The sequence below is a fragment of the Viridibacillus arvi genome (assembly GCF_001274945.1).
Lineage (GTDB): Bacteria > Bacillota > Bacilli > Bacillales_A > Planococcaceae > Viridibacillus > Viridibacillus arvi.
Genome location: NZ_LILB01000001.1, coordinates 1789879 through 1803977, shown reverse-complemented (window position 1 = coordinate 1803977; position 14099 = coordinate 1789879). Strand labels below are relative to the sequence as shown.

15 protein-coding genes are annotated in these 14099 nt (G+C 35.4%); 13 read left to right on the top strand and 2 right to left on the bottom strand.

The window, feature by feature from the left end; all coding sequences use genetic code 11:
- Positions 1-11: 11 nt before the first annotated feature.
- From AMD00_RS08600 to rplT, 4 genes are all read left to right on the top strand, one after another.
- Positions 12-1202: an iron-containing alcohol dehydrogenase gene (locus AMD00_RS08600; RefSeq protein ID WP_053416599.1), complete on the top strand. Its 1191-nt coding sequence runs from the start codon at positions 12-14 to the stop codon at positions 1200-1202.
- A 367-nt stretch (positions 1203-1569) separates the two neighbouring features.
- Complete coding sequence (infC, locus tag AMD00_RS08595; protein WP_053416598.1) at positions 1570-2076, top strand: translation initiation factor IF-3; 507 nt, start codon at positions 1570-1572, stop codon at positions 2074-2076.
- A 37-nt stretch (positions 2077-2113) separates the two neighbouring features.
- A complete protein-coding gene (rpmI, locus tag AMD00_RS08590; RefSeq protein ID WP_038187730.1) occupies positions 2114-2314 on the top strand; it encodes a 50S ribosomal protein L35 in 201 nt (66 codons plus the stop codon).
- A 54-nt stretch (positions 2315-2368) separates the two neighbouring features.
- Positions 2369-2728 (top strand): 50S ribosomal protein L20, encoded by a 360-nt coding sequence (gene rplT / locus AMD00_RS08585; protein ID WP_038187728.1) that lies wholly within the window; start codon positions 2369-2371, stop codon positions 2726-2728.
- Positions 2729-2891: 163 nt separating this feature from the next.
- On the opposite strand, the gene AMD00_RS08580 is transcribed toward rplT, so the two are convergent.
- A complete protein-coding gene (locus tag AMD00_RS08580; RefSeq protein ID WP_053416597.1) occupies positions 2892-3335 on the bottom strand; it encodes an RrF2 family transcriptional regulator in 444 nt (147 codons plus the stop codon).
- 168 nt (positions 3336-3503) lie between these two features.
- On the opposite strand from AMD00_RS08580, the gene hmpA reads away from it, so the two are divergent.
- From hmpA to AMD00_RS08560, 4 genes are all read left to right on the top strand, one after another.
- A complete protein-coding gene (hmpA, locus tag AMD00_RS08575) occupies positions 3504-4688 on the top strand; it encodes an NO-inducible flavohemoprotein (RefSeq protein ID WP_053416596.1) in 1185 nt (394 codons plus the stop codon).
- 296 nt (positions 4689-4984) lie between these two features.
- The gene (locus AMD00_RS08570) at positions 4985-6436 is read left to right on the top strand and encodes a DUF5776 domain-containing protein (protein WP_245639486.1); all 1452 of its coding nucleotides are present in this window, start codon (positions 4985-4987) and stop codon (positions 6434-6436) included.
- Between the two features lie 244 nt (positions 6437-6680).
- Positions 6681-8141, top strand: a complete 1461-nt coding sequence (locus AMD00_RS08565) for a DUF5776 domain-containing protein (RefSeq protein ID WP_053416594.1) — start codon at positions 6681-6683, stop codon at positions 8139-8141.
- A gap of 109 nt (positions 8142-8250) precedes the next feature.
- A complete protein-coding gene (locus tag AMD00_RS08560) occupies positions 8251-8511 on the top strand; it encodes a DUF1294 domain-containing protein (protein WP_157059201.1) in 261 nt (86 codons plus the stop codon).
- Positions 8512-8984: 473 nt separating this feature from the next.
- On the opposite strand, the gene AMD00_RS08555 is transcribed toward AMD00_RS08560, so the two are convergent.
- Positions 8985-9362, bottom strand: a complete 378-nt coding sequence (locus tag AMD00_RS08555) for a hypothetical protein (RefSeq protein ID WP_053416593.1) — start codon at positions 9360-9362, stop codon at positions 8985-8987.
- 84 nt (positions 9363-9446) lie between these two features.
- Between AMD00_RS08555 and AMD00_RS08550 the strand changes: the two genes are divergently transcribed.
- The 5 genes from AMD00_RS08550 to AMD00_RS08530 all read left to right on the top strand — a co-directional run bounded on the left by AMD00_RS08550 (position 9447) and on the right by AMD00_RS08530 (position 14081).
- The gene (locus AMD00_RS08550) at positions 9447-9932 is read left to right on the top strand and encodes a dUTP diphosphatase (RefSeq protein WP_053416592.1); all 486 of its coding nucleotides are present in this window, start codon (positions 9447-9449) and stop codon (positions 9930-9932) included.
- A 71-nt stretch (positions 9933-10003) separates the two neighbouring features.
- A complete protein-coding gene (locus AMD00_RS08545; protein ID WP_038187710.1) occupies positions 10004-11092 on the top strand; it encodes a M42 family metallopeptidase in 1089 nt (362 codons plus the stop codon).
- A gap of 138 nt (positions 11093-11230) precedes the next feature.
- Positions 11231-12196 (top strand): ornithine carbamoyltransferase, encoded by a 966-nt coding sequence (gene argF / locus AMD00_RS08540; protein ID WP_053416591.1) that lies wholly within the window; start codon positions 11231-11233, stop codon positions 12194-12196.
- 298 nt (positions 12197-12494) lie between these two features.
- Positions 12495-13331, top strand: a complete 837-nt coding sequence (locus AMD00_RS08535) for a metallophosphoesterase (protein ID WP_053416590.1) — start codon at positions 12495-12497, stop codon at positions 13329-13331.
- Between the two features lie 102 nt (positions 13332-13433).
- The gene (locus tag AMD00_RS08530; protein WP_053416589.1) at positions 13434-14081 is read left to right on the top strand and encodes a response regulator transcription factor; all 648 of its coding nucleotides are present in this window, start codon (positions 13434-13436) and stop codon (positions 14079-14081) included.
- Positions 14082-14099 lie beyond the last annotated feature (18 nt).

The window sequence follows — 14099 nt, the reverse complement described above, 5'->3', positions numbered from 1 at the left end:
GGAATTTATCCATGGGTGTACAAAGCGAATTTAATATGCCGTCTATTAATTTATTTGGAGCTGGGACAATTCAAGAAGTAGGTAGTCGTTTAAAGGGCTACAACGTAAAAAAAGCACTTCTTGTAACTGATGAAGGATTACACAAATTAGGTTTATCCGAAACATTAGCAACAATTATTCGTGATGCTGGTGTGGATGTAGCAATTTTCCCTAAAGTCGTACCAAACCCAACGGATATTAATGTAGCAGAAGGATTGGAAGTATACCAAAATGAACGCTGTGATGCGATTGTGTCATTAGGTGGCGGAAGTGCACATGATGCGGCTAAAGGCATTGGTATTGTAGCAACTAATGGTGGTAAAATTTCGGATTATGAAGGTGTTAATTTATCAAGTAACCCTTTACCAACATTTATTGCTGTTAATACAACTGCTGGAACGGCAAGCGAAATGACGAAGTTCACCATTATTACTGACACTACAAGAAAAGTGAAAATGGCGATTGTCGATAAGCATGTTACTGCACTTGCATCGATTAATGATCCCGAGTTAATGGTTGGAATGCCTCCACAATTAACTGCGGCTACTGGTCTTGATGCACTAACACATGCGATTGAATCCTTTGTATCAACTGCAGCTACACCAATTACAGATGCATGTGCAGTGAAGACGATGCAGTTAGTAGTAGAATATTTACCACGTGCTGTAGCAAACGGTGAAGACATGGAAGCTCGTGAACAAATGGTTTATGCACAATTTTTAGCAGGCATGGCATTTAACAATGGCTTACTTGGCTATGTTCACGCGATTGCACACCAATTCGGAGGTTTCTATGATCTACCGCACGGTGTTTGTAATGCGATTTTACTGCCACATGTATGCCGTTTCAACCTAGTGGCAAAAGTAGACCGTTTTGCGGAAATTGCTAAACACTTAGGCGAAAACGTAGAAGGCTTAAGCCAACGTGATGCAGCAGATCTTGCTATTGCTGCGATTGAGCGTTTATCAAAAGACTTAGGTATTCCAGCTGGTTTTGCGGAACTTGGTGCGAAGGATGAAGACATCGAAACATTAGCAAAAAATGCAATGTTAGATGTTTGCGCCGCATCGAATCCACGTAAACCAACATTAGACCAAGTCCAAGAAATTATTCGTAATGCATGCAAATTCCCAGTTAAAGAACAGGTTTTAGTGAATAGTTAATATGAGTTAATTTAAAGTATTTACGCTAATTTAAGCGTAAATACTTTTTCTTTTGAAAAACGTTGAGTAAAATCATTGACATTAGCGAATAGACATGATAAATTTAGAAAGGTTAATGAATACAAAGTTTGTGGTTGAAGAAGAGGCTGCCCGCTTCTCACCTGTTTGACTCATCAGATGATGTTTACAGGTTACATGATAGAACGGATCACGCATTTAGGCGTGTACATATATCGGCGGGCGGACATTTCGACTATGTCCGCTCGTTTTTTTGTGGACATCGAAATATTCGTACCGGTCATCGGGCAACTAGCCCAAACCATGTATTCGCGACACTATTTGGAGGTGGATTGTTATTAGCAAAGACATGTATGTAAACGAAGGTATTCGCGCACGTGAACTTCGTGTTATCGATCATAACGGTGATCAGCTAGGAGTTAAGACACGTAACGAAGCTTTGGAGATTGCCGAACGCGCCAATCTGGATCTTGTCCTTGTGGCTCCTCAGGCCAAACCGCCAGTCGCTCGTATTATGGACCATGGTAAATTTAAATTCGAGCAACAAAAGAAAGATCGTGAAGTACGTAAGAATCAAAAAGTTATCGTGATGAAAGAGGTTCGTTTGAGCCCAACTATTGATGAACACGATTTCCAAACGAAACTACGTAACGCGATCAAGTTCCTTGAAAAAGGAGACAAAGTTAAAGCATCTATTCGATTCAAAGGTCGTGCAATTACGCACAAAGAAATTGGCCAACGTGTATTAGATCGCTTTGCTGTGGCTTGTGCTGAAGTATCTACGATTGAATCAAAACCGAAGATGGAAGGCCGTAGCATGTTCTTAGTTTTACAACCAAAGAACGAAAAAGAGTAATTTTATAGTTACACGAACAGTTTAGGAGGAATTCGACATGCCAAAAATGAAAACTCACCGTGGTGCTGCGAAACGTTTTAAAAGAACGGGTACTGGTAAATTAAAACGTGACCGCGCATTTGGTAGCCACTTATTCGCGAACAAATCAACTAAAGCGAAACGTCACCTACGTAAAGGTCAATTAGTTTCTTCAGGAGACTACAAACGTATCAAGTCTCTACTTGCTTACATGAAATAATTCGATTCGAAAACATACAAATTCATAATATATGAATAGCAGGAGGTAATCACTATGCCACGCGTAAAAGGCGGTACAGTAACGCGCAAGCGTCGTAAAAAAGTTTTAAAATTAGCTAAAGGGTACTACGGTTCTAAACATACTCTATATAAAGTAGCTAACCAAGCAGTAATGAAGTCAGGTCAATATGCATATCGTGACCGTCGTCAAAAGAAACGTGATTTCCGTAAATTATGGATTACACGTATCAATGCAGCAGCTCGTGTAAACGGTCTTTCATACAGCCGTTTAATGCACGGTTTAAAACTTGCTGAAATCGAAGTTAACCGTAAAATGTTAGCTGATTTAGCAGTAACTGATGCACAAGCATTCGCTCAATTAGCAGATGCTGCTAAACAAGCAATCGCAAAATAATTCATGCTTTCTAGCGTGATTTATCAAAACTCATGAATCTATGATTCATGAGTTTTTTTGTTAGAGAAATTAAACATGAGTATAGCATGTGCAATTGATGGTGTTTAATGCAAATAAAAAAGAGATAATCTTTAATCATTTTTGATTAAGAGATTATCTCTTTTTATCTTTTATCGGGAAATAATAGCGCAGCCAATTCATCTTTTGAATGTAGAAAATCAGCTAATGTATATTCATCAAGAACTGCTATATATGCATGTAATGCTTTGTTGAGAGCACCCTTTAAACTGCAGACAGGTGAAATGATACAGCCCACCGATTCTGGATTAAAGCAGTCTACAAGGTAGAAGTCCTCCTCGGTTTGTAGGACTAATTTTCCTATGCCAATATCTTTTGGTTTTAAAGCTAACCTAATACCGCCACCTCTACCTCGAACAGTTTCAATGTAACCTAATTTTCCGAGTTCATGCGTAACCTTCATCAAATGGTTTTTAGAAATACCATAAGCGTCTGAAATTTCTTTAATTGTAGAGAGATCTTCAATATTTCTCGCGCCAAGATACAATAAGACCCGTAGAGAATAATCTGTATACAAAGTTAAACGCATTTGATTCACCACCATTTCTGTTTACATTATAACATGGCATTGAAATGTGTCTAAAAAATTAAAAGATGTATTTGAAATGTGTCTTTTATGTTAAAGATGTATTTTAGATATTGCTTTAAAAAGAAAATAGGCGTAAATTATAGACAGTTAAGAAAAGGAGTGTTTTATATGTTATCTAAATCGACTATGGAAATTGTAAAATCAACAGCATCAATATTGGAAGTCCATGGTAAGGCCATTACAACGGTGTTTTACCGTAATCTATTTGAAGCACATCCTGAACTATTGAATATATTTAATCACGCAAATCAAGCTAAAGGGCGTCAACAAACTGCTTTAGCAAACACTGTTTATGCAGCAGCAGTGCATATTGAAAATTTAGAAGCCATTTTACCTGTTGTAAAACAAATTGCTCATAAACACCGTAGTTTAGGCATAAAAGCCGAACATTATCCAACTGTCGGAGAGTTTTTATTAAAAGCTATTAAAGAAGTTCTTGGTGATGCGGCAACAGATGAAATTATCCAAGCATGGGGCGAAGCATACGGAGTAATTGCTGATGCATTTATCCAAACAGAAGAAGCGATGTATAAAGAAGCAGAAGCTCAAGAAGGTGGCTGGCGCTATTTTAAAGAATTTGAGGTAGCGAAAAAAGTACTGGAAAACGAAAAAATCGTTTCATTTTACTTAAAACCAGCTGATGGTAAAAAGCTACCCGTATATAAACCAGGTCAATATATTACTGTGCAAATTGAAATCCCAGGAGAAAAATACTTGCACAACCGCCAATATAGCTTATCACAAGCACCGGGTGAAGATGCATACCGAATTTCAGTTAAACGTGAAGATGAAGGACATCCAAATGGAGTCGTATCAGTTTATTTACATGAACAGCTAAAAGAGGGAGATACATTACAAGTAAGTGCTCCAGCTGGTGATTTCCAATTAGAAATGACTTCAACAGCACCAGTTGCATTCATAAGTGGTGGTGTTGGTATTACACCATTAATGAGTATGTTTGAAACGCTTGCAACTACAGATGCTAATCGTAAAACTGCATTTATCCATTGTGCGCGCTCAGAAAATTACCATGCATTTGGACAAGAAATTGATGCTGTATTAGCAAAAATGCCAAATGCTAAATATTTTAAACTGAATTCTGATGAACCAAATGGTATTATAAATCGTGAATTTATACAACAAAATGTAGCTGAAGGTAGTAATGTTTATGTATGTGGTCCAGTTAACTTTATGGAAGCAGTCATCAATGATTTATATGCATTAGGCTTCACAGAATCACAAGTACATTTTGAATTTTTCGGACCAGCAATGCAATTAGAATTAAAAGCATAGAACATCAAACGCCATTAGTAGTGTAAAAACTTCTAATGGCGTTTTATTGTGAAAAAACAATAAAGTATTAAAAAAGTCATATGAATTAAACTTTAGTGAAAAAATAATTGCAATTTATAGGTCTAAAGTTTTTTAGAATAATAATTCCAATTGTATTGAACTAGTAAAAGAAATAAAATTCGTCTTAATAGTGGATGTTAGAAAACGTTTGAATTTGTTAAACTCATAGAGTTCAAAGTCGGAAAACATAGTAGAATGACTTTAGAAGAAAGGGTAAGGGGATTTAAACATTGAAAATGAAAAAATTTTTACTTGTACTTGTTTGCATGACAGTGATTTGTTCTTTTAGTATAACAACATTTGCAGAGGGCAATTTAGCGCCAGCTAATCCAGATAGTACAACTGAATGGGACAAAGAAGAAAAAGCACCTTATAAGATGAATGCTAGAGTGCAATCTAATGAGCCGGTCATTGCGGATATTTCGAAATGGCAAAATTCAATTGATTGGGCAACAGCTAGTAAAGTACTAGATTTAGCAATTATTCGTACTCAATATGGTAGTGGTGTGGAAGATACATATCATAAAATATATGAAGCAGGTGCATTGCAATATGGTGTGCCATTCGGTGTATATTCATATAGTTTAGCAAAATCTACTGCTGCAGCGAGAGTTGAAGCAAATACTTTTTATGACCGTGCCAATAAAAATGCTAAGTTTTATGTAATTGATATTGAAGAAACAACAACTGATGGAGAAAGTGTAAGTGATATTATCAATGCTTATGTAGCAGAATTACGTAAAAAAACAAATAAGAAAATTGGCGTTTACATTGCTCATCACTTATACAATCAATTAAATATTGATACATCAAAATTTGATTTTGTATGGATTCCTAGATACAACACTACTAATACACCGCCGGATTATGAGTATCACTTATGGCAATATACAGACCAAGGAAAAGTGCCTGGAATTAATACAAATGTAGATTTAAATAGATTGAATCCAAATGTGCCATTAGATTTCTTTACAAAAGATAGTAGTGAAAATAATAAGCCTATTGATCTGTCAAACTACTACACTAAGAATCCTAAAAAAGTTGCTATAAGAAAAAAAGTGAACCAATACAACAATAAAAATTTCACTTCTACACGAAAAACAGGTTCACTAAGTAAAAACACAATTGTTGAAGTAAAAGGCATGGATTACTCGAGTAATGGAATACCGAGATTGGTATTAGCTAATGGAATGTATATTACAGCTAGTAAAAGCTATGTCGCAAAATTGATTTCGAATATTGACGATTATTATACAGCTGTACCAAAGAATGTCGTTATAAAGAATGCAGTGAGAAGTTATAGTAGTACAAGCTTTACCGCTTCTAAACAAGTTTCTACGTTAAATAAAGATAAGATTGTTAGTATTGCGGATATTGAATATACAACGGGTGGAACACCACGTTTGAAGACTACGTCTGGAACATATATAACTGCAAATAAAAATTATGTATTAAAAACGACAGCGAACATTTCAAATTATATTACTGTTAAACCTAGTAAAGTAAAAACAGTAAAGAAAGTTTATCAATATAAAAGTACTTCTTTAACTTCTGCAAATAGAGATATAGCAATTGCAAAAGGGAAAACATTAAATGTATCCGCTATTGTCTATACAAAAGGCGGTACGCCAAGATTAAAATTATCAAATGGCTATTATATAACTGCAAATAAAAGTTATGTGCAGTAACAGTAGATAGGAAAAACAAAACAATGGAGGGAAAGTCTATTTCCTTTCATTGTTTTTGTTTGTGAAATATAACAGTTTGCAACTGTAATGATATATAACTGTAAGAGGAACTTAAAGTTTGTAAAGGAAATGATTTGGAGTTGTGTTCAATTTGTTATACAGACTTTGTTATGCTTAAGTAGGCTATTACTAGATTGTTTCAACTATTAAAATAGCAAAAAAATACATAGGGAGCTACATGAATATGAAAAAACTACGTTTTATGACAGCGCTATTATGTTTAGTTGCTGTGAGTTTTTTTGCCGTGCAAATTACTTCGGCAGATGAACTAGGACCTGCTAATCCAGATAGCAAAACAAAATGGGAAACCGAAACTGAAGTGAAGGTCAATTCCAATATGAGATTACGTTCTGCAGAGCCGGTTATTGCAGACATTTCTAAATGGCAAGGGACTATTGATTGGGCAACGGCAAGTAAGAATTTAGATCTTGTTATTATTCGCACACAATACGGTTCAATCTTAGAAGATATTAAGCATAAGGAATATGAAGCTGGTGCTCTCAAATACGGTGTACCTTTTGGCGTATACTCATATAGCCTAGCAGAATCTTCTGCAGATGCAAAAGCAGAGGCGAATTCTTTTTACAACCGCGCAAGTAAAGATGCGAAATTTTATGTATTAGATGTTGAAGAAAATACGAGTACATCTGGCGAAAGTATGCGAACAATTATCAATGCATACGTGAAGCAATTACGTACTAAAACAGATAAAAAGATAGGTGTATACATTGCGCACCATTTATATGAAGATTTAAATATTGATACATCGAAATTTGATTTTGTGTGGATTCCCCGTTACAACAATACGAATACTCCTCCAGCTTATAATTATAACTTATGGCAATATACAGATAAGGGAATCGTACCTGGTATTTCAACTTATGTAGATTTAAATCGTTTAAACCCAAATACACCACTGCATTTCTTTACTGAAGAAGCTGATGCTGAAACAGCGGGGGAAGATGAGTATTATACTACTAACCCTAAAAAAGTAGTTATTAAGAAAACAGTTTACCAATACAGTTCGCCAAGTTTTTCTACTGGAAGTAAAGGTGCGGCATTAAAAAAGAATTCAATAGTGTCAGTTTCAGGAATCGTGAATTCTGCAAATGGAACACCGCGATTAAAATTAACAAATGGTCAATATATCTCGGCAAATAAAAAATTTGTATTAAAAGTAACAAGTAAAATTGATCAATACTATACAACGGTACCGAAAAATATTGTTGTGAAAAAAGGGTTAAATGCATATAAGAGTGTAAATCTTACAACTAGTAATAAAATTTCAGGTGTCAAAAAAAATACTATCTTAACTATTAAAGACATCGAATATACGAAGAACGGAACACCGCGATTGAAAACAACATCAGGCTCATATATCACTGCAAATAAAGATTATGTATTAAAATTACCAACTAACTATTATGATTATTGGACAAGTAATCCTGGGCAAGTGAAAATTGCTAAGAAAGTTTACCAATATAAAGGTACTTCTTTTACTGCTGCTAATAGAGAGAAAGCAATTGCAGTAGGATCTACTGTCAAAGTAAGTAGTATTGCATATGGAACAAATGGAACACCACGATTAAAATTAACGAATGGTTATTATATTACAGCGAAGAAAACTTATGTAAAAGCAAAATAATTAGTATAGTATTCGTATAAGTATATATAATTGTAATAATCAGTAAAAACACACAGCAATTAGACTGTGTGTTTTTTATAATAAAATATCTCTCTGGAAGGAGAATAAGATGAGTGCAATTATACTTTATTGGATACTATTAATGTCTGCGATTGGCTTTATTTTAATGGGTTATGATAAGCGGAAGGCTATTAACCATGAATGGCGTATTAGAGAAAGGACGTTATGGCTTGTTGCGCTTTTTGGAGGAGGAATAGGTTCGTATATAGGGATGCGCATTTTCCGTCATAAAACGCAACATACTTCCTTTGTCTTTGGATTACCGGCAATCGCGATAGTTTATGCTGTCATTATGCTGTCATTTCGATAGCTGTTTATTAATGAAAAAGTACCCTCATAAAAAGAAAGAACCTTTTCGACTGTAGATAAGACCGTTGATTTCCACTACAGTGGACGCTTTCCGCGGGCGGGCGCCAAGCCGCTTCGTCGCTACTCTCCTGCAGGGTCTTGGACGGTCCCGCTTTTCCCGCAGGAGTCGCCACCTCCGCTTCAATCAACTACACATGTAATATAAACAAATCTTTTTAAATTAGGAAAATAATTGAGGATGCTGTGAAATACCTTAAAAGGTCTTAAAAAAGTGTTCATGCAAGCGATGTTTACTTTTGCTGCCGTAAATTTATAGAAACTCGCCAATTGGACTTGGTAAATTCCTAAAATGGCATAAAAGAGGATCTACAATAACCAAAATATATAAAAAAACAAAAGACATCCAGGATACGAGCATTCTGGATACCTTTTGTCGACATACTGAAAAGTACCGTCTTAAAAGACGGTACTTTTTTACTTCATCAATTGTTCAATTGGGTTTTTCCAGCTAATTGTTGCGTTAGGGTAGTGGAGAACGATTTCACTTTCTAAAAATAGAATATCATCCTTCTTTAAACCTTGAAGTTCCATTTCGTTTTTCGTATCAATGAAAATGGATACGACTTCTAATGTGTCGTTAGCTGTTCCTAGATATTTTTCCCCTTCAAACATAGCGCCTTTATAAGATATAAAAAAGTTCTTTCGTGCATTTTTGGAATCGTCATAGAAGTAATAACCTCTACGTTGTACCGCATCATCAAATTTACGCTTTGGATTAAAAAAGTAGCGAATAACTTTATACATGACATATAAAATGAGCACGACTAATAAAACACGAATGAGAACAAACATCTACAGTTCCCCCTTGTACAAACATTATCCTTTCCTATACGATGAAAGAGATTGAAAAGTTTCAAAAATGTTAGGAGAATTATAATGAATTTACAAAAACTTTTTACGATGCAGCAACAACTGGATGCATTTATTGAAGAAACACAACAAATTATAAAAGATGTATTCCGTGAAAAAGGGTTAGCATTACTTGTTGAATTAGGTGAACTTGCAAATGAAACGCGATGCTTTAAATTTTGGAGCACAAAAGGACCATCAGAGCGTTCGGTAATTTTAGAAGAGTTCGTGGATTCTATTCACTTTTTATTGTCATTAGGTATTATGAAAGGTTTTGATGATTTAGAAGAGTGGCCAATAGCTAATCGCGAAGGAGATTTGACTGATCTCTTCATCCAGACAGAAGGGGCGGTTTTAAACTTCATCCTTAAGTCAGAGAGAGCGCAATATGAAGAAGCATGGATGTGTTACGGTGCGCTGGCAAATGCACTAGATTTTACAGCCGAAGATATCGTGCGAGCGTATGTATCGAAAAACGAAAAAAATTATGAACGTCAACGTAACGGATACTAAAATATTTTTTGAAAATTGTCTATTATTACATTATAATAGTTAAAGATTCGAATATTTAGGAGGTCGAAATAATGCAGCAATTGGATGAGACTTTAACAATGTTGAAAGAACTAACTGACGCACGTGCAGCTTCAGGTAACGAACGTGAAGCGCGCGAGGTAATGAAAAAGTACATTGCACCTTTCGCAGACAGAATGGATAGTGATAATTTAGGTGGAGTAATCGCTGAAAAAGTGGGCGATGCAAACGGACCTAAAGTTATGATAGCTGGCCATTTAGATGAGGTTGGCTTCATGGTCACTCAAATTGACGATAAAGGCTTCTTAAAATTCCAAACAATAGGTGGCTGGTGGTCACAAGTAATGCTAGCACAACGCGTGCAAGTCATTACGCGTAAAGGTGAAACGATCATTGGTGTAATTGGTTCTAAACCACCGCATATTTTACCAGCAGAAGTACGCAACAAACCTTTCCAAATTACAGATATGTTCATCGACGTCGGTGCTACTTCTAAAGATGAGGCGGAAGGATGGGGTATCTTACCTGGAGATATGGTCGTACCTTATTTTGAATTTACAGTAATGAAAAACGAAAAACATTTACTTGCTAAAGCATGGGATAACCGTATCGGCTGTGCGATAGCAATTGAAGTATTAAAAGGGCTAAAAGATGAAAAACATCCAAACATCGTTTACGGATGTGGTGTTGTCCAAGAAGAGGTTGGTTTACGTGGAGCTAAAGTAGCGACGCATAAAATTCAACCTGATATCGGTTTTGCAGTTGATGTAGGTATTGCTGGTGACACACCAGGAATTACATCAAAAGAATCGACAAGTAAGATTGGTGCTGGTCCACAAATTATTATTTATGATGCTTCGATGATTGCACATAAAGGTATACGTGATCTTGTAGTGGATACTGCAAATGAAAATGGTATCCCGTTCCAATATGAAGCCATTCCAGGAGGCGGTACAGACGCAGGTGCAATTCACATTACTGCTAATGGTGTACCATCTTTATCAATCGGTATTGCAACGCGCTATATTCATTCACATGCAGGTATTTTACATCGTGATGACTTTGAAAACACAGTTAAATTAATCATTGAAGTAATTAAGAAACTAGACCGTGATACAGTGAATAAAATTATCTTTGAATAATATTTAAATTAAACTCCTTTGCTCACATGAGTAAAGGAGTTTAATTTTTTTGAAAAAACATAAAAATACATTTGATTTAATATTTATGCATATGTATAATGGTCATTAACAATAAAAACCAAAGGGAGCGGATCGTATATGAAACTTTTAGAATTAGTGCAATTAAAATTAGTAGAAAGCTTAAAAGGCAAAGATTTAATCTCACTTGTAGATTATACAAGTGAGGAAGTACAAGGCTTACTGGACTTATCCATGCAGTTGAAAACAATAACTAAAGAGGGCAAATGTCCACCGTTATTAGAAGGAAAAACGTTGGGAATGATTTTCGAAAAGCATTCTACACGTACGCGTATTTCATTTGAAGTAGGTATGAATCAATTGGGTGGTAAAGGTATGTTCATGCATGCTCGCGATTTACAAATCGGACGCGGAGAATCTATTTATGATACAGGGCATGTATTATCCGGTTATTTAAATGGTATTATGATTCGCGCAAATTCACATGAAATGGTAAAAGAACTGGCTGAACACGCATCTATTCCAGTTATTAACGGTTTAACAGACCTTGCGCATCCATGCCAAGCACTTGCAGACCTTGAAACAATTGCAGAAGAAAAAGGTTATGTGAAGGGCTTAAAGCTTGCGTATATTGGTGATGGAAACAACGTAGCGCATTCTTTAGTAGTAGCGGCTGCACATGTAGGAATGGATGTTGTTGTAGCAACACCTAAAGAATATGAACCAAGTGAAGCGGTCATGAAAGAAGCAACTGAAATTGCGGCTTCAAATGGTAGTACGGTCTCATTCACTTATGATCCAGCTGAAGCAGCGCAGGATGCTGATGTCATTTATACAGATGTATGGACTTCAATGGGTCAAGAAGAAGAAACTGCAAAACGTTTAGCAGATTTTAAAGACTACCAAATTAACGATGCATTAGTAGCGAATGCGAAATCTGATTATATGTTCTTACACTGCTTGCCAGCACACCGCGAAGAGGAAGTAGCGACATCTGTTATAGATGGACCAAATTCATTTATCTTTGAACAAGCAGAAAATCGTCTTCATGCTCAAAAAGCTGTATTGGCTTCGGTTTTAGGATAATTATTCAATTTGAAATATACAATAGTTTAAGAACGCAATTTTGTTATCAAAATTAAGGATAGGTAAGGCAAAGAGTATTTGCCCTACCTATCTTTTTTGTGTTTTAGGATGGTAAAGGGATTGCATTAATAATTTATAGTATTTTGTAACATTCGCGTAACAGACTTGGCTTAGTCTAATCCAAAATGGCTTTGCAGGGGATGAAAAACATTTTTAAGTTTGGAAAGTATTTAAATATTAACTCTGTATGGACCTTGACTAGAAGCTGTTTATTCCAAGGTAGAATGGTAGTGTAAAAATGAAAAGGTTAATTTTTATCATAATAAAATGCGTAATTATTTTAAGTATAATTGTAGCGGGAATCGTTACATATTCATTTAAAATAGAACCAAAACGTCTTGTTACAAAGGAATATGAACTTGAACTTACGTCGAGAGGAGAGAGTGCGCTAAAGGTAGTACAATTTTCAGATGTGCATTTAGGTCCGAATTATTCGCTAGAGCAGCTTGACAAACTTGTAGAAAGAATTAACGGTCTTCAACCTGATGTTATAGCTTTTACAGGAGATTTAATGGATGTACCTTCTCAATTTGAAGATAGGTCAAAAATAAGTGCAATATTGGGTAAACTACGTAGTAAATATGGAAATTATGCAGTATGGGGAAACCACGACCGTGGAGGCGGTGGAGTTAGGTTTTATGGAGATATAATGAATGCATCTGGATTTAAGCTACTAACAAATGAAAGTAGTACAATAGAGCTTGAAAATGGACAAATAATAAATATTATAGGGTTGGATGAAGCAATGCTTGGAAATCCTGATGTTCTAAAAGCGTATTCGAGTATTAATAGTCAAGGTAAGAATCTCCTTATACTACACCAGCCTGATCTTATAGAAGAAGTTGGGTATGGCAATATTGATGTAGCACTCGCGGGGCATAGTCATGGTGGACAAGTTGATGTGCCATTGATTGGCCCGATATATACGCCCCCGCTTGCAGAGAAATACACTAAAGGGTTATATCAGCTAGAAAATAATAAGTATCTATATGTGAATAGTGGGATTGGGACTACGAGGATTCCAGTTCGATTTTGGAACCCTGCAGAAATATCGGTGTTTAATATTATTATATGAAATAATTTTAAAAGTTAAAGCGTCAAATAGTGTCCTTGTTCTCTGGATTAGGCATTATTTGGCGCTTCCCTTTATATATGAAATAGGAAAGGAGAGCAGAAGATGAATATTCTAATTGCTGATGATGAACAGCAGATGGTTAAAATACTTTCAGCTTATTTAAAAGATGAAGGCTTCAATATTCTAGAGGCAAGAGATGGCCAGGAAGCATTGGAGATTTTTGAAACAACTAAGATTGAATTGGCAATTTTAGATTGGATGATGCCTAAAATTGATGGAATAGAGGCATGCAAATATATTAAAGAAAACAGTCAAACAAAAGTTCTAATACTAACAGCGAAAAGTCAAAATGATGACGAATTACACGCTTTACATGGTGGAGCAGATGAATACATAAAGAAACCATTTGATCCACGAATATTAATATTAAGAGTAAAAAAGCTATTGAATATGAGTGAAGAAATAAAAGTGAAAGATATTCTGATCAAAGAGAGTGAAAAGAAAGCATATAAACAAAAAGAACCTATCCAATTAACAAAGATAGAATATGAATTATTACTTATTTTCATAAAAAATAGAGGCGTGATTTTATCGAGGGACAAGTTGATTGATTTAGTTTGGGGCTTGGATTATGAGGGGGATCATAGAACTGTAGATACTCATATCAGAAGATTAAGAACTAAAATTGGAGATGACCTGATTAAAACCTATAGAGGCATCGGATATTGCCTGGAGGTGCAGGAAAATTAAAATTAAAAATAAATTTTC

What these genes read in the sequence shown, in the direction of transcription:
- AMD00_RS08555 (WP_053416593.1), bottom strand. Translation starts at nt 9,362, where the DNA reads ATGTTTGTTCTCATTCGTGTTTTATTAGTCGTGCTCATTTTATATGTC.
- AMD00_RS08545 (WP_038187710.1), top strand. Translation starts at nt 10,004, where the DNA reads ATGCAGCAATTGGATGAGACTTTAACAATGTTGAAAGAACTAACTGAC.
- AMD00_RS08535 (WP_053416590.1), top strand. Translation starts at nt 12,495, where the DNA reads ATGAAAAGGTTAATTTTTATCATAATAAAATGCGTAATTATTTTAAGT.
- hmpA (WP_053416596.1), top strand. Translation starts at nt 3,504, where the DNA reads ATGTTATCTAAATCGACTATGGAAATTGTAAAATCAACAGCATCAATA.
- AMD00_RS08580 (WP_053416597.1), bottom strand. Translation starts at nt 3,335, where the DNA reads ATGCGTTTAACTTTGTATACAGATTATTCTCTACGGGTCTTATTGTAT.
- infC (WP_053416598.1), top strand. Translation starts at nt 1,570, where the DNA reads ATGTATGTAAACGAAGGTATTCGCGCACGTGAACTTCGTGTTATCGAT.
- AMD00_RS08600 (WP_053416599.1), top strand. Translation starts at nt 12, where the DNA reads ATGGGTGTACAAAGCGAATTTAATATGCCGTCTATTAATTTATTTGGA.
- AMD00_RS08565 (WP_053416594.1), top strand. Translation starts at nt 6,681, where the DNA reads ATGAAAAAACTACGTTTTATGACAGCGCTATTATGTTTAGTTGCTGTG.
- AMD00_RS08560 (WP_157059201.1), top strand. Translation starts at nt 8,251, where the DNA reads ATGAGTGCAATTATACTTTATTGGATACTATTAATGTCTGCGATTGGC.
- AMD00_RS08530 (WP_053416589.1), top strand. Translation starts at nt 13,434, where the DNA reads ATGAATATTCTAATTGCTGATGATGAACAGCAGATGGTTAAAATACTT.
- AMD00_RS08570 (WP_245639486.1), top strand. Translation starts at nt 4,985, where the DNA reads ATGAAAAAATTTTTACTTGTACTTGTTTGCATGACAGTGATTTGTTCT.
- rplT (WP_038187728.1), top strand. Translation starts at nt 2,369, where the DNA reads ATGCCACGCGTAAAAGGCGGTACAGTAACGCGCAAGCGTCGTAAAAAA.
- argF (WP_053416591.1), top strand. Translation starts at nt 11,231, where the DNA reads ATGAAACTTTTAGAATTAGTGCAATTAAAATTAGTAGAAAGCTTAAAA.
- rpmI (WP_038187730.1), top strand. Translation starts at nt 2,114, where the DNA reads ATGCCAAAAATGAAAACTCACCGTGGTGCTGCGAAACGTTTTAAAAGA.
- AMD00_RS08550 (WP_053416592.1), top strand. Translation starts at nt 9,447, where the DNA reads ATGAATTTACAAAAACTTTTTACGATGCAGCAACAACTGGATGCATTT.